The following is a 21,483-nucleotide window of genomic DNA, read 5'->3' as shown; positions in this document are numbered from 1 at the left end:
AGATAGCCTAATAAATTAGAGTTCGATAGAACTCTTTACTTAGGAATCCCCCTCTTCTAAACGAAGTGAAAGGGGGGGTAGTTCAAATCAGAATGGACCATATCCTATGAAGTGAGCTATGATAACAGCTACTAATCCGATGAGATAGTGAATGAACACAAGTGGCAGAATCCACTTTGCCCATTTTGTCCAAGAAATTCCTGCAATCGCCAAGCCTGCCATTAAGGTCGTAGCGGTCGGAAAAATCATATTTCCGATTCCATCAGCAAAAGAGAAAGATAACACTGCAGTTTGGCGTGTAATACCCAATAAGTCTGCAAGTGGCACCATAATCGGCATTGTCAGCATCGCATGACCAGTGCCAGATGCTAGAACAAAATGAATAAGAGCCTGGAAATTGTACATGCCAACAACGCTTAAATAGTCCGGAATATGCTTGATTGATACAGATAATTGGTGCAGCATAGGGTCAACGATATGTCCCTCATTCAATACAACAAGAATGGCGCGCGATACACCAATAATCAAAGCACCGCCGAGCAAGGATGCAGAGCCGTTAATAAAAGAGTTAACAATCTGATCTGCAGATAGCTTGCCGATGATTCCAATTATTATTGTCAATAAAAGGAATAAAGATGTAATTTCTGTAATATACCATTGGAATTTGATTACACCAAACGCCAAAACGATATAATTAATTACAAAAGCTCCTAAGATGAACTTATGTCTTGTTGTTAACTTCCCACTTGATTGCAGTAACTTTTTCGCGTCTTCTTTTGTGTACTTTCCGTAGATTCCTATAGAAGGATTTTTCTTTACCTTCATTGCGTAACGATAGATATAAAGAACTGAAACAACGTAGATGATAACAAATAAAATAAGACGAAACACTATGCCTGAGAACATCGGTAATTCTGCGATTCCTTGGGCAAGTCCTACTGTGAAAGGATTCATGATGGCAGTTGTAAACCCTGACAATGCTCCTACTATGACGATAGCAGTTCCTGTAATTGCATCAAATCCCAGAGCCAACGCCAGCGGAATGATAAGAGGAAGGTAAGCCAGTGTTTCTTCCGCCATCCCCATTAAAGAGCCACCTACAGCGAAAAACAGCGTCACGACAGGAATCAATAGTTTTTCACGTGTCGCCAACTTCCTAGCCATTGTAGCGATAAGCACATCAACCGTACCTGTTGCTCTTAAGACGCCGAAAAATCCTCCGATAATCAATAAGAAAAATATAATATTGCCGGCTTCTACCATTCCCGTATGAACAGCTTTTATCATATCGAAAAATCCGACCGGAGTTGATGCTATCGATTTAAAAGAATTTGGGTCTACAGTTGTCCGGTCATTTACTTCAATCCGTGCATATTCTCCGGTCGGCAAAAAATAAGTTAATAGGGTCGCTATTACGAGAATGCCGAACAGCAATACAAAAACATTAATTTTTTTCTCTTTTTTTCCAAGCGAAATAGTCTGTTCGTGTAGTTGGCTCATATGTGTTCCTCCTTTGTATTTAAAATAAATGGGTTGAAATAGAATGCTTACCGTGCCGCCAATAGACTATGTTCTTTTTCGCGTATTCTGCTGTTTACCTCCTTTTCATAACCTCGGACACTTCATCGATTTATATATGCAATATCTGTGCCAGTATTAATAGATTGATTTTTAAGGGGATTTTTATGGTAAGATTCGAGTTTTTGGTTTTTATTGTTCTTTTTTGGCGATATAATAGAACCAATTTAAACGTAGGCAGGTGTTTTAATGTCAAAATTTTCACTTACACTCATAGCTGGAAGCTTAAAAACAAAGCAAGCCTTACAGGAGCAACTGGAACAATTGCTTGGGGACTATGTTCATATTAAAAGCTATGCTGCGGATGAGGGAATACCGCAGTCCCTTGAAGATACAATTATCTTGTATTCATCAGCTTCTGTTTATGATCAAACAAATGATATGTATAGCGTGAATGCTGAGGAAATAATTGTGGGAAAGAGAACAGTTCATCATGAATATATTGATAAACTTTTAAGAATACCTGAAGATTCATCAGTTCTGGTGGTGAATGATAATGATGATGCAACTATAAATCTTATTGAATCCTTATATCAACTTGGTATCGATCATATTCAATTTATCCCTTTTCGGAAGGGGGTATTGTTTTATGATGATGTTCGAATTGCCGTTTCGCCAGGAGAAACACATCTGTGCCCTTCTTACATAAAAGAAGTAATCGATATAGGCGTACGTCTTTTTGATATGACAACAATCCTGGAGGTTGTAGAATGTTGCGGTTTGAACAAGGATATATCCTCGAAGGTTTCAGAAAGGTATATTAGCAATATCATTGAATTACAACGTAAGCTATTACATGCAGAGCGGGATGCTAAGCAGATGAGCGAGCATATCCAAAATGTGTTGGGAACTGTCGATGATGGAATATTGGTCGTTAACCAGGAAGGACGGATTACGGTAATCAATGAACGTCTTACGGCATTGTTTCATATTGTGGCACAAGATGTGGTTAATGAGCATATAGAACATGTGATGAGCCGTCGGGATATTACCGATTTCATCATGAATGGAAAGGATGAAAGCAAGTTCTTCAACATAGATGGCGTGGATGTTGTAATTTTTCGATTGCAAATGGTGCAAGAAAATACAATTGTCGCAACTTTTAAGAGTGTACATCAAGCCTTTGAAATTGAAAAAACAGCGCAAAGAGAAATGCGTAATAAAGGATTTCATACTAAATACGGATTTCAGGATATTATCGGCGAACATACTATAATGAAAGAGCGTAAGCGAATCGCCAAGAAACTTGCATTATCAGAACATCCAATTTTAATTCAGGGTGATACAGGAACAGGAAAAGAACTGTTTGCCCATGCTATTCATGAGCATTCATTGCGAAAAAACGGACCGTTTCTGGCTGTAAACTGTAGCGCATTAACAGAGAACCTGCTTGAAAGTGAATTGTTCGGTTACGAAGAAGGGACATTTACAGGAGCACAAAAGGGGGGCAAGAAAGGTCTGTTTGAATTAGCGGATAACGGAACTATCTTTTTGGATGAAATCGGCGACATAAGTCTTACAGTTCAATCACATCTGCTGCGCGTTCTGCAGGAGGGAGAAATCCGAAGAATCGGCGGTGTAAGAATTATACCTGTTAATGTTCGAGTGATTACCGCAACAAATAAAGATCTTCAAGGAAAGATACGTGCCGGTTCATTCAAAGCCGATTTATTTTACCGACTGAATGTACTTAATCTCTGTATTCCACCACTCATTGAGAGAAGGGCGGATATACCAATTTTGATTAAGCATTTCATCACAAAGAGCGGAAAATGGGTAAAGATAGAACAAGATGTACTGGAGTATTTCATGCAATATGAATGGCCTGGAAATATACGAGAACTAAAAAGCACAATTGATTATATGCTAACGATTTGTGAGGGAAATATCGTGACGATAGGAGATCTTCCGTCCATGATGGGACAAGAGGGGGGCAGCGTGACATCCGAACATTCCATATGTGGAAGTATACTGGAAATGAAGGAGCATGTTTTTATCTTGGAAGTAATCAAGCAATGCAACGAAAAGGGAAAAGCGGCAAGCAGAGATCTGCTTTCAAATAAAAGCAAAGAATCAGACTTTATTTTATCTCCTCAGCAAATTCGCCGTCGCCTGGATATTTTAGAAAGTGAAGGATTCGTCGTAAAAGGCAGAGGACGGGCAGGTACAAAGATCACTGATGCAGGAATAGAGTATTTGTATTATCTTAAATCAAAGTCTGCTGTGTATTGCTAAAGAAATCATTCCTATATTTTGATTGTGAATGGAAATGATATAATTAGCCATTACTAAAAGCGATAATACGAACATTTGAACTTTTTTATAGCCGTATAACAAAAAAGCGCTATTCTTTCTGTAGAATCAAAGGAAAGGATGGCGTTTTTTTTAGGTACTGGGCCATAAAAGATGGTTGATGTTAAGCCATCTTTTATTTTTTATTTAGCTGTAGAGATAAATAAATTTCACGTACCGCATTTTATATTAATAAAAAAAATTCAGTAATACGTGGAGCAGTTAGCATTTTAAAGTTGAGAGACTTGTATGATGAGCCCTATATTATAATTATATATGTTATGAAACCTATGTCTAAAAAGGAGTGATTTTGATATGTACAAACTTAAAACAAAAGAAACTAACAATAGTGTAATTGAATTTATTGAAAGTGTTAAAAATCTTAAAAAACGAGAAAACGCATATCAATTATTAGATATATTTACTGAAACAACAGGTTATACAGCAAAAATGTGGGGACCAAGCATTATCGGCTTTGGAACATACCATTATAAGTATGCATCTGGTCATGAGGGAGATGCTCCATTAGTAGGCTTTTCCCCAAGAAAGGCTAAAATTAGTTTATATTTTGCAGCTGGTGATCCTAAGAGAGAGGAACTATTAAAAAGCTTTGGAAAATACACCTCTGGAAAATCGTGTATTTATATTAATAAAATGGCAGACGTTGATAGCAATGTTCTAAAAGCGCTAATCAAACAATCTGTAAGTTTTTTGAAGGAAACGTATCAAAATCATTAATGAATTTTATAGAATTACTTTGAACATTTTCCTAGAGTGCCCCTTCATACCCAGAATCGTGTCCGTATTCCTTAAGGCGTAAGTATCAACATAAGGAGACGATAAAAATATTATGTTAACAATGTAAGGTGTCACAAATTTTTAACGTATTCCCCGAAAGAATTCTCCTTCCTCAAGCGTGTGAAGGGCGTAGCCCAACGATAGGTGGGAGATGAATTTCGGTTTGGTGTAGCCAAAAGGCTTTGCTTTTTATTTTGCCTCTGATAGAATCAGTCTTATAGAGAATAAAGGTTGGTATACAAATGAAATTAGATAGCAATAATCATTCAGTGTTCTTGTTGTATTATCATCTTGTGTTGGTCGTGAAATACAGAAGAAATGTGTTCGATGATGATATATCAGACTATGCAAAAGACATGTTTGTCAGGTTATCCGAGAATTACAACATAACACTGATAGAGTGGAATCATGATGTAGACCATGTTCATATTTTGTTCAAGGCACATCCGAATACAGAAATGACAAAATTTATTAATGCTTATAAAAGTGCAAGTTCTCGACTAATCAAGAGAGACTTTCCACAAGTGAAAAAGAAACTTTGGAAAGAGATGTTTTGGTCAAGAAGTTTTTGCTTACTAACTACTGGTGGTTCTCCAATAGATGTAGTAAAGAAATATATTGAAAACCAAGGTGAAAAGTGAGGTGAAATGATATGACAAAGCATAATAAAGCATAATAAAGCAATGTACATAATTAAAGATTATTTTTCACTTTTTCACCAAGCATTACACAAAAACACCCAAGAGCTATCAAAGGTTCTCCTTCGTCTGTTTAACCTCCTACAGCACAACGGACGAAAATCTCATCGATACGAGAAAAAGACAGTCTTTGATATTTTGGGTGTTGTGTATGAGTATATCACTTCTACTCATCAGGTAGCATAGTAAAAAAATTCAAACCCGTCAGGGTTTATTTGATATGCCTACTTTTATAACATCTATAAACGATAATAAAATACTACGTGGAAAGATCGCATTTTGTATAAAAATATCCCTTAAGTTGATGGGTGTGGGGTACCACCACATGCCCATCAACTTGGGATGCCGCCCACATTTTAACGAAAATATACTCTAAGCAAATTTCGACATAAAATGAGCCGGATTTTCTACTCTAAGAAAAATCCGGCTCTTATTTTTAGGCTTGTTGTAAAGGACGAAGAGATTCTAACGTTATAGTATCTTTCATATTAAATCGGTACTCACCTAAAAAATTGATATGCACCCATCCTAGTGGTGAGAGATGTTTTAATAGTTCTTCGTTAAACCCTTGCGTACTTTTTAACATCTCTACAGCCTTACTTAAATATACGGTGTTCCATATAATGATGGCATTAATGAGAATACTTAATACACTTGCTCGTTGCAACTGATCTTGGAGAGCACGTTCACGGAATTCCCCGTGTTTCCCCAAAAATATTGCTTGCTAGTGAATTCATTGCTTCCCCTTTGTTTAATCCTCGTTGAACTTTTCTACGTAACGTTTTATCTGAAAGATAATCTAAAATAAAGATAGTCTTTTCAATTCTACCCATTTCTCTTAATGCCTTTGCTACTTTATTCTGGCGAGTATAAGAACTTAACTTTCCCATAATTAGTGCACCGGACACATAATCATGTCATTATCAATGAAAGATTAAATTGTCTAAAAATAACATTGTCAAAGTAACTTAAATTGGTTATCATAAAAACGAATAAAACAGGAGATGAGCAGATGAATATAAACTCAAAAAAGTCTTTTTCGAAAGTTTCTCATAGGAAGTTAGTGGATGAGGTCTTAGAACGTCTACAAGAAAAAATTTTTTCTGGTGAGTACGCAGTAGGCGATCGACTTCCTACAGAGCCACAATTAATGGAAGAGCTAGGCGTAGGACGCTCGACGCTAAGAGAAAGTATAAAAATCTTAGTACATGCCGGCATACTAGAGGTTCGGCAAGGACACGGTACTCGTATTGTATCACTAAGTATGGTACAAGATTCATTTGAAAAACGGTTACAAGATGCCAATATAGACCATGTGTATGAAGCAAGAAATATGTTAGATAAAGAAGTAGCTATGCTGGCTGCAAAACGCCGCGATGAGGAAGACCTTTTACTCCTAAAAGGATATTTAAATAAGAGGAAGAACGCTTTTCACGAGGGAAATTATTTAGAATATATAGATGCAGATATTCAATTTCATCTATCTATTGTAAAAGCAAGTAAGAACCAGGTTATGTTGGATTTGTATCAATCATTTGTACCCGTTCTTCGTCATATCCTAACCCAATTGATATTAAATACAAATGACTATCAAGACAACTCTGTTATTCATGAAAAATTGTTCCAGGCTATTTCAAATCAAAATGCAGAGAAAGCACAAACATACGCTATTCAAAATTTGGAGCTGAAATAAGCTCCTTAAATAACAACTAAAAACATCAGATGATATTATGAATTATGAAGGGAGATAGAAAATGTCAGGAACTATTTTTCAAGTAAAGTCCATCAATATTGGCAAAGTTGAAAATCTAAGCTATGGAAAAACTGTTATTTCAACAGCGATAAGAAAGCGTTCTGTCCAAGGAAGGATTTTTTTAACGAAAATAGGTTTACTTGGAGATGAACAAGCCTATAAAGACCATGGCGGAAAGGATAAAGCTTTGTGTGTGTATTCTTATAATCGTTACGCCTATTGGAACAATATAATCCATAACATGATAGATGATTCACTCTTTGGAGAAAATATCACGGTATACGGTTTGACTGAAGAAAAGGTTCATATTGGGGATATCTTCGCTTTCGGAGAAGCAGTCATACAGGTTTCCGAGCCAAGGAATCCATGTTATAAGCTTGCTAAAAAATATGACGTTCCTAATCTAGCGTTTGAAATGCAACAAACAGGATATACCGGTTTCCTATGTCGAGTGCTACAAGAAGGTAATGTGTCGGCAAGTGATTGTTTACAACTTGTTGCATCGCATCCTAAAAGGGTATCGATTTCACAAGTCAATCATGTTAAATTCCACAATAAATACAATAAAGAAGCACTAGAAAGAATTATTGAGGTGGATGCACTATCGGACAGTTTAAGAGAGTTACTATTGAAACGATTAAATAAATAATTACACCGTAAAACATCAGATGATATACTCAATATTGATGTTTTGAGAGAGGAGATATATAATTTGAAAAATAGAAAACGAACCTATATCTATATATTGGCATTATTTTTTGCTTCTATTAATTTACGTATAGGAATCACATCAATCTCACCTTTATTAGAGACAATTCGTCAGGACTTAAACATGAGCAACTTTTCCGTTAGTTTTCTGACATCTATTCCCGTATTATGTATGGGTGTGTTTGCATTACTTACAGGTAAGGTGAACAAGAAGTATGGAGCAGAAAAGGCAATTTTAGCTTGTCTTATTTTAATTGGAGTTGCAACATGTATGAGAGTTTTTACTTATTCAGTTCTCACATTGCTTATTAGCTCTCTATTTATTGGTATTGGTATTGCGGTTGCTGGTCCATTGCTATCCGGATTTATTAAGGAGAAGTTTCCTACTAAGATTGGTTTAATGATAGGAGTATATTCAGTTGGAATGGGAACAGGTGCTTCCTTAAGCGCAGGGATGACTATCCCTTTACAACATGTATTGAAAGACTCTTGGAATATGGCACTTGCATTTTGGAGTGTGTTTACCATTGTTGCTCTTCTCTTCTGGTATCCCGTTATGAGACTAGATAAAACTACTAAAACACATAATAAACAAAACAATATATTACCATTAAAAAATAAGAAGGTATGGTTGTTTACAGTCTTTTTTGGACTGCAATCAGGTATTTTTTATTGTATTACCACTTGGCTTGCTCCAGCAACTCAAAGTGTAGGGTTAAATAGTCAGCAAGCTGGAACTCTGGTTACCGTCTTTACATTTGTTCAAATGGTATGTAGCTTTGTCATTCCAACTTTAGCGGATTTTTATAAAAATCGAACATTTTGGTTATTAGGTAGTGTGTGTTTTGTGGTAATAGGTTTGTCACTCATGATATATCCATTGACTACAGCATGGATCCCTTCTATTTTACTTGGAATTGGGCTTGGTGGGTTATTTCCGTTGGCTCTTATGTTACCGTTGGATGAAACAAATACACCGGAAGATGCAAGTGCATGGACTGCCATGATGCAGTCAGGAGGATATATGATTGGTGGACTTATTCCTGTTTTAGCAGGTATTATACGTGACTTTTCTCAAGGTTATCAACAGGTGTTTCTCATGATATTATTTTTAAGCGTGATTTTGTTCATTTTAACTTTAGTAATGAATCAGAGAAAAGTAGAAACTAAGGTCTTACAGTGATATCCAGTTGTTATAATAAAAACTTAGAGTAGGCTTTTCCTTAGAGTAGAAAGCCCATATTCTTTTTTATCGAATTTGCTTAGCGTATATTTTCGTTAAAATGTGGGTGGTACCCCATTGCTATCAACTTAAGAAATACATTCTTCCCCAAAATGAAAAAATAAGTTGAATGTCCACAAATAAGCGTAAAGATATAAAATTTTCTTTTTGGGATATTTCAAAATCTTAGTGTGATGAGTATGTGATTGCATCCCGAATGCTTTTATTTCATTTCATGTAAGATTACAAAATCGTAATCTTTTTGTAATCTTATTCGATTTTCCAATTATTAAAACAGCTATATACTCTCTGAAGGAACATAAAAAGGAGTGAATGGCATGAAAAGAATTTTAACTATCTTTGCAGTATTTATACTGTTTTCTAGTTTAGTTATAGGATGTGAAAGAGCTTCTCTAAATAGGATTGGAAAAGATATGTATTATGTACAAATAAAAGGAGAAGGTGAAGTAGAAAAGATAGAGGGCTACACCTTACGTAATTACACCTTACCTGCCTATGATGAAAATGGAGTGAAAAAAAAGGTTACATTTAGAAGTAAAAAAGCATCAAAAGATCATAAATTAAATGAAAATGCATTTTTATGTCTTTATATTAGCCAAGCTGATGAAAACAAAACAGAGATATCTTCTAAGGAAGTTAAATCCTATGAAGAAATTCAAAAAGATGATGTACCTTCAAAAGTAAAAGAAAAGTTAAATGTTAAATAATTATATAACTAATACAAAAATAGTTAACATATAAGCATCTTTTGTATTATCTTCTCAAAATAAGTTCGGAGCCATTCATTTATAATCACTTCAATAACAAACACATGTAAATGCTACTATTTAGATTTTAAGCTTCTTTAGGAGCACATCACTATCAATCTAAGGTTTTGTACTATCCATAAAGCGAAAAAGACGTTATCCTTTCTGTATAATCATGGGAAAGGGTGGCGTTTTTTTTATGAATTTGTCAATTTCTGATGAACTAGAATTGTTTTCTAAAGAGTTACTGCATTTCTTAGCTTGATGGTGATGGGGTGGTACCCCTACTAGAAAAATTGTCTCCGCGTGAACGTGAAGAACTTGAAAAATTTAAAAAAGAAGCAAGTATCTCTAAACTAGAGGAAAGTAAAAATAAAGAAAAGAGGTTGCCCAAAAGTAACTATTCAGCGATTTTTGAGACAACCTCTTCTTTTTGTTCTATACTTTCAAGAAAATTTAGAATAAAATAAAAATACAGCCATCTACCTATTATTCACTAATGAAAAGAAAAGGGGTAGCGAAATGCACTTGAAGTATGGGAAGCACATTAATATATCATCTATTGTTCTAACTTTGTTCTCTTTTTTAGCAATTGTAAGTTTCTCTACCTGGTTGAGTAAATATTCAATTCCCAACCTTTCTAATATGCTTAAGGTAACGATGTTGAGTGCATTTATTCTTGGAATTATAGGGTTTAGACAAGAGAAAAGCGCACTAGCGATTATTATTATGGGAATATGTGCCTTTGCCCTAGTCGTTCTATATACTTATGCGGTTATAAGTTTTCTTGAGCATTAAACACCATGAAAAAGAAACGAACATTTTTGTTCGTTTCTTTTTTTGAGATGATTATTATAAAATAGCCTCTTCTAATAATTGAGTGCTGAATCCAAGAATTGATTTTTGAGTGTTATTTTCATGATCTTTTACAATGATATATGGAACGCCCTGTATTATACTTTTCTTTTCCTTCTGGGGTATTAGGGGTACCACCCCATCGCCATCAAGCTAAAATTTTATAACACCCCAAAACAAAAAAATGTACATTTTCACATGAAGATGTCAATTCTCTCGTTTTGGGGGTATTTGTATTTCTTAGCTTGATAGCGATGGAGCGTGCCCCCCTTTTAGAACAAAAAAATAGGATTCCCCTGGCCAGGAAAATCCTATTATATACCTTGAAATTATAAAAAAAATATATCGCAAATAAATTATTTTATCAAGTGAAAATCACTGATTACAGCTTTTTTCGTACAAATATTGACACCTAGCAAGCGTTAAATGGATAAAAAGACTTTTCTTTAATTGGCTCAAAAAAGAAGGAATTCTTGCCGTACTCCTTTTTGAATTCCGTTTCTATAACTTAGGAATCCCATGATTATGGAAAAATTCTATAATTCTACTTATTTGAATGCTTTTCCGATGGGATATTCCGCTGCAACTCATTAATAAATTTATAAGTTAATGGAGCTTTTTCTTCTAACTCAGCCTTCGTGTCTGGACCAGCATAAAAATAGGCAAAGGCTTCGGCGAAATATTCTTCCTTGTAATCGAAATATGGATTGTCATTAAAATCATCATGCTCCAAAGCGTGAATTTCAGTAAACTCATCCGAATAACTAATATTGTCAAATACATAACGATCAATGGAATGGGCTGTTTCATGCAGCTCAAGGCTTACAGAATTATGCATCTTTTTATAGCTGTAACCGATTCGAGCAACAACTGTTTGCCCACCTGCACCTGGAACATCATCCCACGTATATGGAGTATGTTCCCATCCCCTTGGAACGGTTCCCCTTAAATATTCATACTCCGGCAAATCAGTAAGAGGGAAATTAATCAGTTTAACCTGAACTCCCTGTTTATGCATGGTGATCAATATATTAGTTGGGATGCTCCAGAGACGATCAACCATATTTTGGGTCTCTTCATGATCAAATGCACCCTTTGTTTCAACCGTCACAACCCTTTCAAGAACATTGTTCATTTTAAGTGATTGGGTAGTTCCGGATTCTCCAAATGCAGCAGTAGAAAATGAGAATGTTAAAACTGTGGTCAATAATAACGCGGAAAATGCTTTTTTCAATAAAATCCTTTTCATAAGCTCCTCCTAAATTTAGTATATTATAGTTAAATATTCGAAAATTAATTCTTTTTCCCTTTATGGGGTACGACGCATGCCCATAAACTTAAGAAAACAAAGCCACCCCAAAACGAAAAAATGAGCTTTTTTATTACAAATTAGGACAAAATCTCGTTCTGGGAGAGTTGTATTTTTCTTAGCTTGATAGCGATGGGGTACCGCCAGCATTTCGGAAAAACCCACGTTAGGCAAAAAATAAAATAAGCCATCGATATGGACAGCTCATTTACATAATTATCGTTGTAGGAAGTTAGTTATTCACCGACATAAAACAGACTTTGTGCAATACTCGTAAAAAATTCTGGTTCTTGTATAGGAGAATCCTCTTCTATCTCTAAGTATGTTTTAAACCATTCTGATGTCTTCATTCTCCACCTTGCTATTTCTTTACCTTGATAATAAAATTTTGCCCAATCCATTGGTGCTTTCTTTATTGTGAGTTCACAGGACTCAGATTTAATAAGAAGCTCAGGGGTTATAACTTGCCATGTAATATAACTTACTTCATATTTTTTACTCGTCAGACAGTTAATAACTTTATACGTAGGTTTTCCTAACCATTTGGTATTCTTTATGCACTGATAAACTATATCTCTATCGTTGGAATAAACATCGATTTGAACGTTCCAATCAATATTCCATACATAGGTTGCCATTCTTGTTAATATATTTTTGTAATTTCTTTTAAATGTGAATACTTTATTTCCAGATTCATCCATAACATCAACCGATTTAGTAGAGTCTTTTACCTTAGGAGGTAAGTATGTATATTTCTTCATTTTATAGAAGCTATTTTGAACGTAAGTAATTTGTAATAAATGGGTAAGAAAAAAGAAATTTCCATTTTGTATGATAAAAATATAAAGAGGCGTGAAAGGCGGAACAGATATGACTTATATATGAAAAACAAACCAGTAACAAGAGTGTTTCAAGGAAAAGAAGTAATTTCTGTGGTTAACATTTATGTGGAAAAAGAGGGATTTACCCAGGACAGAATGACATTTGTAAAAATAATAATTATGAAGATGATTACGAATTCAATGTTGACCTTTTGTCATTGGTGGAGATGGTAGCTGTGTGGTTAATACGAAATAGCAAGCAACTAACTATACAATATAAATAGAGAAGAGGAATACCTTATGAAAACACGTAGCCAAATTACATTTGCAAGTCTTGCCCTTTTAATAGCTGGAAGTTCCCTGTTATACACAATGCCAACCTTAATTGTAAAAGCAGAACTTACTCAAAGTGTATCTAGTTCGTTACAAACAAGTACTCAACAAGATCGTAATTCTGTCAAGCAAGCAATGCGGGATACATTGCAACTTGGATTCCCGGGGATACTTGCTAAAACTTCTGAGGGTGGAAAAACATGGAGTTATGCCGCTGGGGTAGCGAATCTGAGCAGTAAAAAACCAATGAAAACAGATTTTCGCTTTCGCATTGGTAGCGTGACGAAGACGTTCACTGCAACAGTTGTACTTCAATTAGCCGAAGAGAACCGCTTGAATCTAGACGACTCTATTGAAAAATGGTTGCCTGGTGTCATTAAAGGAAACGGGTATGATGATAAACAGATTACTATCCGACAATTATTGAACCACACAAGTGGTATTGCTGAATACACAAGGTCAAAAGACTTTAATCTTATGGATACTAAAAAATCGTATACGGCTGAAGAACTAGTAAAGATGGGGATTTCTCTTCCACCAGACTTTGCTCCAGGAAAGGGCTGGTCTTATTCAAACACAGGATACGTATTACTGGGTCTCCTTATTGAAAAAGTAACTGGAAACAGCTATGCGGAAGTGATTGAAAATCGGATTATTGAACCGCTTGAATTGTCGAATACATTCCTACCTGGCAATTCAAGCGTTATTCCAGGTACCAAGCATGCCCGTGGATATGTTCAACTGGACGGAGCAAGTGAGCTAAAAGACGTTACTTATTACAACCCAAGTATGGGTAGCTCGGCTGGAGATATGATTTCTACTGCTGACGACTTAAACAAATTCTTCTCTTACTTACTTGGAGGTAAATTACTGAAAGAACAGCAACTAAAACAAATGCTTACTACAGTTCCTACAGGAGAAGCTGAACTCGGGAGATATGGTCTTGGAATCTATGAAACTAAGCTTCCAAACGGTGTCTCAATATGGGGACACGGAGGTAGTATTCCAGGGTTTGTTACTTTTGTTGGAGGCACACTGGGAGGCAAGCATACATTGGCCGTCAATTTGAACTGCCTTAAAGCTGATAGTCCTGATCCTTTTAAAAATATTTTACTTGCTGAATTTAGCAAGTAGGCCAAAAGGAAGAACGGATAAATTTTATCATATTTTCATGGTTAAACAAATAAATGATGAAATCGATCACTTATCTAAGGAGGAAATTCCCTCATGAAAAATAAGCTAACTGGTGTGTTAGCCGCTTCATTAGCGCTAACTATGATCCTACCAACAGGGGCGAAAGCATTTTCTGACAGTAAGACTACAGTTGTATCTAACGAAGAAGTAGCTAGCCAAGAACTGAAGAAGATTGCAGCAGAGAAGGCTGAGCTACTCACGAAGTCCCATGGGACGACTAGCGTGCAGTATGCGCTAATTGATAATGGCAAACTTACTTTGTCGGGGCAGGCTGGAAAGAACGATATGGAAGGGGAACAGCCGCTAACCAAAGATACTCTATACGGGATTGGTTCAGTCAGTAAAATGTATGCAACAGCGGCTGTAATGAAATTGGTCGACGAAGGAAAAGTCGATTTGGATGCCCCTGTCGTCAACTATGTTCCTGATTTTAAGATGAAAGATGGGCGATACAAACGCATTACCCCGCGTATGTTGTTGAATCACTCCTCTGGCTTGCAAGGTTCCACGTTAAGTAATGCATTTTTATTTAACGATAATGATACCTATTCCCATGATTTCTTGTTGCAGCAATTGTCCAACCAGAGCCTGAAAGCAGACCCTGGCGAGTTCTCGGTATACTGCAATGATGGCTTTACGCTGGCCGAAATTTTGGTGGAAAGAGTCAGTGGTATGAGCTTTACCGAATTTCTACATCAACGGTTTACAGAACCCTTAAAGATGGATCATACAAGAACGCCGCAGGACAAATGGAGAGATGAAAAGCGGGCTGGACTTTATTTTCCGGCGTACCAAGGGCAGCTTCCAATTGAATCGGTGAATGTGATTGGTACGGGAGGGATCTCTTCCACTGCAGAAGATATGGTGCGATTCTCACAATTATTTATGGGACAGGGAAAAGGGATCCTCTCTGATAAGGTAGTCAAGGCGATGGAGCAAGAGGAATATAAAAAAGGAATGTGGCCGGGGGATGGAGATAATATTTTTAACTATGGTCTTGGCTGGGATAGTGTGAAACTATACCCATTCAGTGAATATGGGATAAAAGGCTTGGCTAAGGGCGGCGACACGGCACTGCAACATGCTATACTGGTCGTGCTTCCGGAACAGAAAATGGCAGCAGCTGTGTTGTCATCCGGTGGACGAAGCTCTACAAATCAACTGATGGCAACTGAATTGCTGCTCGCCGCACTTAAAGAGAGGGGTACAATTAAGAACATCAAGCCGAATAAATCTTTTGGCAAGCCGGTCAAGGTCAGGATGCCTCAAGACGTGGCAAAGAAAGCGGGCTTTTATGGCAATAGCGAAACTCATTTCAAAATTGAAATTACGAATAATGGAGAGCTGTTCTTACCATCTAATCGAGAAGAAAAATATGTATATACTGCGGATGGAAGCTTTATTAATGAGAAGGGTACTTCTAAGCTCAACTTCGTCACCGAGAAGAATGGAAGAATTTATTTGAGGGAGAGCACATATAAATCGACACCAGACTTAGGGCAAGGTGCGATGACTCACTATTTAGCCGAGAAACTAGAAGACAATGTGCTATCAAAGAAAACTGCTGCCGCATGGGCGAAGCGGGAAGGTGTCAAGTTCTATCTCGTGAATGAGAAATTTAGTTCTATTGAATATCTTGTACAACCGAAACTTATTACCACACAAATTACTCGTAAGGAAGGTCTGGCGGGCTATTGGGAGGGCAGAAAAATTACAGGTCCGAACACCGCGACGCATCAGCTCCAGATCCCCGTGATGAATGGCCGTGATACGACGGAAACGCATTTCTATACAGAAGGCGGCAATGAATATATGGAAATGGCCGGGTTGTTATATGTAAGTGGAACCAACGTAAAACCACTTGATGCAGGCCAATCATCCAAAGTTACGCTGCAAGCAAATGGGCATGCTAAATGGTTTACGATCCCGCAAGCGGCAGCAGGGAAAAGGATGACCGTGACATTGCCATCAAAGGGTGCGTTCGCGGTGTATGATGAGAATGGAGTATGCGTCAACTTTACCATCGTGAGCGGCAATAACAAAGTAAAACTGCCGAAGAACGGAACGGTTGTAATTGCTGGGGCACCGAACTCAGAATTTGCAATTACGTTGAACTAGGTAAAATTCAAGATGGACTTCAACAAAACCAGTACGACATAGGGACGGTGTTTTGCTGGTTTTGTTTGTATTTACGTATTAACTTTAAGAATAGAATTTCAACGAATAATATCGCGCTCAAACTCTGCAAAAACAGCTATCATACCAATTCTGGGCAATCATCATTTGCTCCATTAATCTTCTTGATGTAAATACGTTCGCAGCCGGTATTATGATGTACAAGCCCTATAGGATACAGGAATTATCCGAGGTGTTTCAGCTACTAAGTTTACCCCATATGGCAAACTCACACGTCAACAGGCTGCACTTATGTTAGAACGAACTTTAGAATATTTAGGTGTAGAAAAAGAGTCAAATATAGGGCCCTACCACATCTCCATCAAGCTAATATTTAGAGTACCCCCAAAACGAAAAAACAAGCCATTTTCTGTCAAAAATACACGGAATTTTCATACTGGGGATTTTATAAAATTTTTAAATTGATGGCTATGGGATAATGATTTATCTTAGCTTGATGGGCATGTGGCGGTACCCAAATATTACTTAACATGGTAAAATAATATTTGGATGGGAGTCCAATACATATTATTAAAATTAAGATGGTTCAAGTCGGAGGAAGGCACCTTAGGGTGTCTTTTTTTTATTTTCAAAAGGACCTGCTCAATTCATGCGTTAAAACATAAAGTAAATTGAATCCATTAAAATACATGAGTGACCCCGTGTTTTCCCCTCTTATCTAAAGGAGGAACTATTATGGGCTTTGGTGGTAGTTGTGGCGGCTTTGCTGGAGGATTTGCTTTAGTAGTTGTATTATTTATTTTATTAATCATAGTTGGAGCTGCTTGCTTCTGCTAAAAAAACTATCAGAAAAGACACTCATATAAGAGTGTCTTTTCTTTAATTAATTTACATTAAATTAATTAAACCTAATAAATATATATAAAATGTAAATTAGGTGGGAACCTAGATATATTTGTGCTGTATCCTTAATAAGAACATAGAAATTCCTTTGAATCAGGTCAGAAAGATAACGAGCGGAAAGCCGTTGCAAAATTTCTTAACAAATAAAAAGGTGTTTTCAAGTATGGAAAGTACCTTTTCAGTCTACAACTATTTTTTAAAACAAACATTAAAGTACAGAAAATCGGATGATTTGTCTCTAAATTATATCTAAACTTACAATTTCCCCAAAATGATATAGTGACTCTTATTAAGGGCTTTGGTGGTAGTTGTGGAGGATTTGCCTTAGTAGTTATATTATTTATTTTATTAATTATAGTTGGAGCTGCTTGCTTCTGCTAAAAAAACTATCAGAAAAGACACTCTTATATGGGTGTCTTTTCTTTATGGGGTACTGAAGGCAAAATGCAGATTTTATACGCTAAGGATATGCAGGATTTCATGCAGACTAAAAGAACGGTTTGAACTGCCAGATGCTGTTGTGACAGGAATGTATGAAATTTTGCATACAGAGAAGGGAACGGAAAGCTAGAAAACTATTGATATGAATGACTTTCTGGGATTTGGTTACTACTTATAATTGATGCGTTATGTTTACTTCACATGTATGGAATATACAGGGATTTAAAACTTGATATAGAACATAAAAAGAGGAGTTTATACTGTAAAAAAGGGGACATACATATGGAACTAGAATCCGAGATTAAAGCAATCGTTTTAGATTTAGATGGTACTTTATTAGATTCACAAAAGAAAGTGTCAGAAAGAAATAGAAAGGCTATACTGGCCTGTCTGAAGAAAGGAATAAAAGTTATTTTTGCTACGGCAAGGGCACCACGATCAGTTAAAGTTTTTCTTCCTCACGAACTTCAAAACATTGCAACTATGATTTACTACAATGGAGCTTTGATAGTAGATAACACATTAGGTTAGAGACAACATTACCCAATTGAATCAGCAATCACAGATGAAATTATAGAATTTGTTATTACTCACCAGGCTAATGCATGCCTCTCAGTTGAATCGGAAGATACATGGTACAGTAATAAAACATTGGATTACAACAAAACCATGAATGCAGTTGTAAATCCAATTGTAGTTCCATTAAATGAATTAAAAAAAGTTAGTGCTTCAAAATTATTAATCTCACAATATACTCATTATGAAAAACTACAAAAACAGTTTGCACATAAAGTAAGTACGATATGTACCGATGCAGGAACTTTAACTCAAATCATGGCAAAAGGTGTTTCTAAAGAACGGGCTGTAAGGGAAATCTGCACCCAAAATAATATCCCTATGGGTAACATGATGGTCTTTGGAGACGATTGGAATGATTTAGAGCTATTCTATACGTGTGGTTTTCCAATTGCTATGGGGAATGCAATACCTAAATTGAAGGATGCTGCATATTTTATTACCGATACCAATGATAAAGATGGTGTAGCTCAAGTATTAGAAAAATTAATTTGTACTGTTAACAACAGTTAAAAGGATAGAATGGTTACTTCCTATATCGAGAAGTATGTGAAATATGCCCTTTTTATAAAAACTATTAAGTTAGGATTTTTATTTTTGGATATATTATACCATTTATTTAATGGTATAATATGGTTTGTATTCTATGGACCGGAGTTGAATGAGTGAGTATTATAAATCCAAAAGTTAAAATTAAAAAAACAAAAAGAAAAGTATTAATAACTATACTTACTATGTTAGTAATTATAATTGGATTTGGATATTGGAAATTTTTTAGTTTGCAAGGTGTTCCAAAAGGTGAATTAATCCGAACAGTGAAATCTCCAGATGGAAAATATCTCATTAAGACTTATTTTCATAATGCAGGATCATTAAGTGCGGATGCTGTTAGGGGTGAATTAGTTAACCTTGATACAGATTCAGAGAAAAATATATATTGGAACTATCCAGATACGGATCCATATATTCAATGGGTAAATAAGAATATTGTTAGAATTGGAGATCAAACTTTAGATATTTCACAGAAAGAAACCTATGATTGGCGTGATGATGATAAGCACGTTAAAGAAATGCCTAAACAATTTATTAGATAAAACAAGAAAAATTAAATTTATTCAATCTTATTTGTTTAACTATAGATAGGATTATATGAGTGAAAAGGGTTCTGTTGCAAAGTTTCAACAGCATAAACAGGTGTTGATAAATGGTGGAACCATTTAGGCAGTGATTAATAATTTGTGTAATTCATTATACGCTGAAAAACCGAAGTCTGAGCCAAGACTTCGGTTTCTTTTATATAGAGCATGAATGGTTTCGATTCCTTTTATTGTACGTGAAGCATGCCGAAGGTTCTGAAATCCTGCGGATTTGGCAAAACGCCTCTTGACATGCCTATGATCCTGTTCGATGAGATTGTTCAAATGTTTGATTGTACAATGCGTTTTATTTGAATAAAAACCTTGTTTTCTTAATTTCTTAAATGCGCAAAGTAATGCCGGCGCTTTGTCTGTTATTAGAGCCGTTGGTTCGCCAAATGTTTTCATAAATCTATAAGCAGCCTGATAATCACGTTCTTTTAAAATTTCAGAGACATCACGATAACTTAAAGAAAAACGACAGCAGTAGCCGACGGCTACCAAAATAATATCTTTCTTGAACTGTTTTCATCGCACTTGTGTTTCGCCTTACTCTTTTTGTAGAGTGTAGTCTCATTTAGAAAAATTTGCAACAGAACCTCTTAATTTATATGTAATAAATCTCATTTTAAAGCTTTATTGCTATAACAAATAAAACTTTCTCAATATTATTTTGTTTAATAACTATATTCATCTGCTTTCCAATCCATTACAATAATTTCACATTGAAAATACATGAATATTCCCAATGTTTTAAAAGGTTTATATTTTATGGGATTACTCAGGAAAAGGATGTGAAATGCTCAATAAAAAATAGTGTTTTATGATGAAATAAAAGATTTTAAAGAAAAAAAGTTATTTTATTATCCTCAGGCGGTCTTGAAGTACATGCATTCATAGTTGCTATGGGACAAGAAATACAATCTGAAATTTTGTGGATTGGAAGTAAAATAAGTTAATCATTTATGGAGGGGAATATGAGCGAGCAAATTTATTACTGGTCTCCTATTAAGCATTGGGAGAAGTTGCATAATGAAGTTTTGATAGGAGAAACGAGATTTACAGGCGTTTTATCTGAGTGGTTTCCTGAGTTTTATTTTTTGACTCAAAAAGGTGTGACGATTAACGAGCTAGTAGATCGTTTTTCGTTAGGAAATGAAGAAGAGACACAAAAAATAATAGAACTTATGATCAAAAATCGTGTGTTAGTAAGTAACATATTACATCCAAGAGAAGTATTTTCCACACAAGAAAAAATTTTTCCGAATCCATATAGCAATAAGATTCGCTTTTCTAAAGAGGACTTAGATAAGTATATTAGTGAACAATTAAATCGAACGCACCATGCTGCGCGGTCAGCCGAAATTCAACTTGAAACAACAAATGAGTTACCCACTATAATCAAGGAGCGTAGGTCTTGTCGCCAATTTGATATGAAAAAACATATTAGTTTTTCGGAATTTTCCCAATTCATATCCACTCTAAAACAGGTTAAAGAAGAAAAAATAAACTATCATTACGCAAGTGCAGGCGGGCTCTATCCTATTGATATCTTTGTTTATATAAAACCAAAACGTATAGAAGGTATGAAAGCTGGTTTTTATTATTTTAACCCATCAAAGAATAGTCTTGTGATTGTAAACAATATTGATCAAGTAATCAAAAGTGATCATGAGTTAATTAACCAGGAGTTATTTACTCAGTCTGCCTTTTCAGTTTATTTAGTATATAATGCGAGCGCTTCCATGCCGAAATACGGTTCAGATGGATATTTATTTGCTTGTATTGAGTCAGGCATCATCACTGCTACCTTAAATATGGTAGCTGAGACATTAAATTTAGGAGTTTGTTCCGTTGGTCATATGAAATTTGAAGAGATTCAGCGCTTTTTAAGTTTAGATAACCATCAAGTATTTCTCCATGGGCTTGAAGTTGGCTTAAAAGTTAACGAATAGATGAAATG

Annotated in this window: 18 protein-coding genes and 3 pseudogenes; 16 read left to right on the top strand and 5 right to left on the bottom strand. The window is 35.7% G+C overall.

What is annotated here, in order from left to right; translation table 11 throughout:
* Positions 1-87 precede the first annotated feature (87 nt).
* Positions 88-1,500 (bottom strand): YfcC family protein, encoded by a 1,413-nt coding sequence (locus BAU27_RS08545; RefSeq protein ID WP_071770658.1) that lies wholly within the window; start codon positions 1,498-1,500, stop codon positions 88-90.
* A gap of 267 nt (positions 1,501-1,767) precedes the next feature.
* On the opposite strand from BAU27_RS08545, the gene BAU27_RS08540 reads away from it, so the two are divergent.
* The 4 genes and pseudogenes from BAU27_RS08540 to BAU27_RS08525 all read left to right on the top strand — a co-directional run.
* Positions 1,768-3,813, top strand: coding sequence for a sigma-54 interaction domain-containing protein (locus BAU27_RS08540; protein ID WP_071770657.1), 2,046 nt, complete (start codon positions 1,768-1,770; stop codon positions 3,811-3,813).
* Positions 3,814-4,185: 372 nt separating this feature from the next.
* Positions 4,186-4,608 carry a DUF1801 domain-containing protein gene (locus BAU27_RS08535; protein WP_071770656.1) on the top strand — a complete coding sequence of 141 codons (423 nt, stop codon included), beginning with the start codon at positions 4,186-4,188 and terminating at the stop codon, positions 4,606-4,608.
* 302 nt (positions 4,609-4,910) lie between these two features.
* The gene (tnpA, locus tag BAU27_RS08530) at positions 4,911-5,309 is read left to right on the top strand and encodes an IS200/IS605 family transposase (RefSeq protein ID WP_070142913.1); all 399 of its coding nucleotides are present in this window, start codon (positions 4,911-4,913) and stop codon (positions 5,307-5,309) included.
* A gap of 36 nt (positions 5,310-5,345) precedes the next feature.
* Positions 5,346-5,552 (top strand): annotated as a pseudogene (locus tag BAU27_RS08525) (IS4 family transposase); the annotation flags it as partial.
* 250 nt (positions 5,553-5,802) lie between these two features.
* On the opposite strand, the pseudogene BAU27_RS08520 reads toward BAU27_RS08525, so the two are convergent.
* A pseudogene (locus BAU27_RS08520) lies at positions 5,803-6,274 on the bottom strand (Tn3 family transposase); the annotation flags it as partial.
* Positions 6,275-6,378: 104 nt separating this feature from the next.
* On the opposite strand from BAU27_RS08520, the gene BAU27_RS08515 reads away from it, so the two are divergent.
* The 5 genes from BAU27_RS08515 (at position 6,379) to BAU27_RS08495 (ending at position 10,614) form a co-directional block, all read left to right on the top strand.
* The gene (locus BAU27_RS08515; protein ID WP_071770655.1) at positions 6,379-7,059 is read left to right on the top strand and encodes a FadR/GntR family transcriptional regulator; all 681 of its coding nucleotides are present in this window, start codon (positions 6,379-6,381) and stop codon (positions 7,057-7,059) included.
* Positions 7,060-7,120: 61 nt separating this feature from the next.
* Positions 7,121-7,768, top strand: a complete 648-nt coding sequence (locus BAU27_RS08510) for an MOSC domain-containing protein (RefSeq protein WP_071770654.1) — start codon at positions 7,121-7,123, stop codon at positions 7,766-7,768.
* A 63-nt stretch (positions 7,769-7,831) separates the two neighbouring features.
* A complete protein-coding gene (locus BAU27_RS08505) occupies positions 7,832-9,010 on the top strand; it encodes an MFS transporter (protein ID WP_071770653.1) in 1,179 nt (392 codons plus the stop codon).
* A gap of 377 nt (positions 9,011-9,387) precedes the next feature.
* Positions 9,388-9,777: a YxeA family protein gene (locus BAU27_RS08500; protein ID WP_071770652.1), complete on the top strand. Its 390-nt coding sequence runs from the start codon at positions 9,388-9,390 to the stop codon at positions 9,775-9,777.
* A gap of 561 nt (positions 9,778-10,338) precedes the next feature.
* Positions 10,339-10,614 (top strand): hypothetical protein, encoded by a 276-nt coding sequence (locus BAU27_RS08495; protein WP_000550339.1) that lies wholly within the window; start codon positions 10,339-10,341, stop codon positions 10,612-10,614.
* A 601-nt stretch (positions 10,615-11,215) separates the two neighbouring features.
* On the opposite strand, the gene BAU27_RS08485 is transcribed toward BAU27_RS08495, so the two are convergent.
* Together BAU27_RS08485 and BAU27_RS08480 are read right to left on the bottom strand one after the other, a co-directional pair.
* The gene (locus tag BAU27_RS08485) at positions 11,216-11,920 is read right to left on the bottom strand and encodes an anthrax toxin lethal factor-related metalloendopeptidase (RefSeq protein WP_071770651.1); all 705 of its coding nucleotides are present in this window, start codon (positions 11,918-11,920) and stop codon (positions 11,216-11,218) included.
* 296 nt (positions 11,921-12,216) lie between these two features.
* On the bottom strand, positions 12,217-12,741 hold the full coding sequence (locus BAU27_RS08480; protein ID WP_071770650.1) for a tubby C-terminal domain-like protein: 525 nt from the start codon (positions 12,739-12,741) through the stop codon (positions 12,217-12,219).
* A gap of 360 nt (positions 12,742-13,101) precedes the next feature.
* On the opposite strand from BAU27_RS08480, the gene BAU27_RS08470 reads away from it, so the two are divergent.
* The 6 genes and pseudogenes from BAU27_RS08470 to BAU27_RS08445 all read left to right on the top strand — a co-directional run bounded on the left by BAU27_RS08470 (position 13,102) and on the right by BAU27_RS08445 (position 19,478).
* Positions 13,102-14,268, top strand: a complete 1,167-nt coding sequence (locus tag BAU27_RS08470) for a serine hydrolase domain-containing protein (protein WP_071770648.1) — start codon at positions 13,102-13,104, stop codon at positions 14,266-14,268.
* A gap of 93 nt (positions 14,269-14,361) precedes the next feature.
* Positions 14,362-16,446, top strand: coding sequence for a serine hydrolase domain-containing protein (locus BAU27_RS08465; RefSeq protein ID WP_071770647.1), 2,085 nt, complete (start codon positions 14,362-14,364; stop codon positions 16,444-16,446).
* A 753-nt stretch (positions 16,447-17,199) separates the two neighbouring features.
* On the top strand, positions 17,200-17,301 hold the full coding sequence (locus BAU27_RS08460; protein WP_000505675.1) for a YjcZ family sporulation protein: 102 nt from the start codon (positions 17,200-17,202) through the stop codon (positions 17,299-17,301).
* A gap of 342 nt (positions 17,302-17,643) precedes the next feature.
* The gene (locus BAU27_RS08455; protein WP_071770645.1) at positions 17,644-17,748 is read left to right on the top strand and encodes a YjcZ family sporulation protein; all 105 of its coding nucleotides are present in this window, start codon (positions 17,644-17,646) and stop codon (positions 17,746-17,748) included.
* A gap of 342 nt (positions 17,749-18,090) precedes the next feature.
* Positions 18,091-18,897: pseudogene (locus tag BAU27_RS08450) on the top strand (HAD family hydrolase).
* A 152-nt stretch (positions 18,898-19,049) separates the two neighbouring features.
* Positions 19,050-19,478 (top strand): DUF5412 domain-containing protein, encoded by a 429-nt coding sequence (locus tag BAU27_RS08445; protein ID WP_071770644.1) that lies wholly within the window; start codon positions 19,050-19,052, stop codon positions 19,476-19,478.
* 123 nt (positions 19,479-19,601) lie between these two features.
* On the opposite strand, the gene BAU27_RS08440 is transcribed toward BAU27_RS08445, so the two are convergent.
* The gene (locus BAU27_RS08440) at positions 19,602-20,030 is read right to left on the bottom strand and encodes a DDE-type integrase/transposase/recombinase (protein WP_139254629.1); all 429 of its coding nucleotides are present in this window, start codon (positions 20,028-20,030) and stop codon (positions 19,602-19,604) included.
* 467 nt (positions 20,031-20,497) lie between these two features.
* Between BAU27_RS08440 and BAU27_RS08435 the strand changes: the two genes are divergently transcribed.
* Entirely contained in the window at positions 20,498-21,475 is a 978-nt protein-coding gene (locus BAU27_RS08435; protein ID WP_071770642.1) for a SagB/ThcOx family dehydrogenase, read from the top strand.
* The last annotated feature ends 8 nt before the right edge of the window (positions 21,476-21,483 follow it).

It is taken from the genome of Bacillus sp. NH11B (genome assembly GCF_001884205.1).
Classification (GTDB): Bacteria; Bacillota; Bacilli; order Bacillales; family Bacillaceae_G; genus Bacillus_A; species Bacillus_A proteolyticus.
The sequence above is the reverse complement of the archived record's forward strand: the minus strand, read 5'-3'. Positions and strand labels throughout refer to the sequence as shown.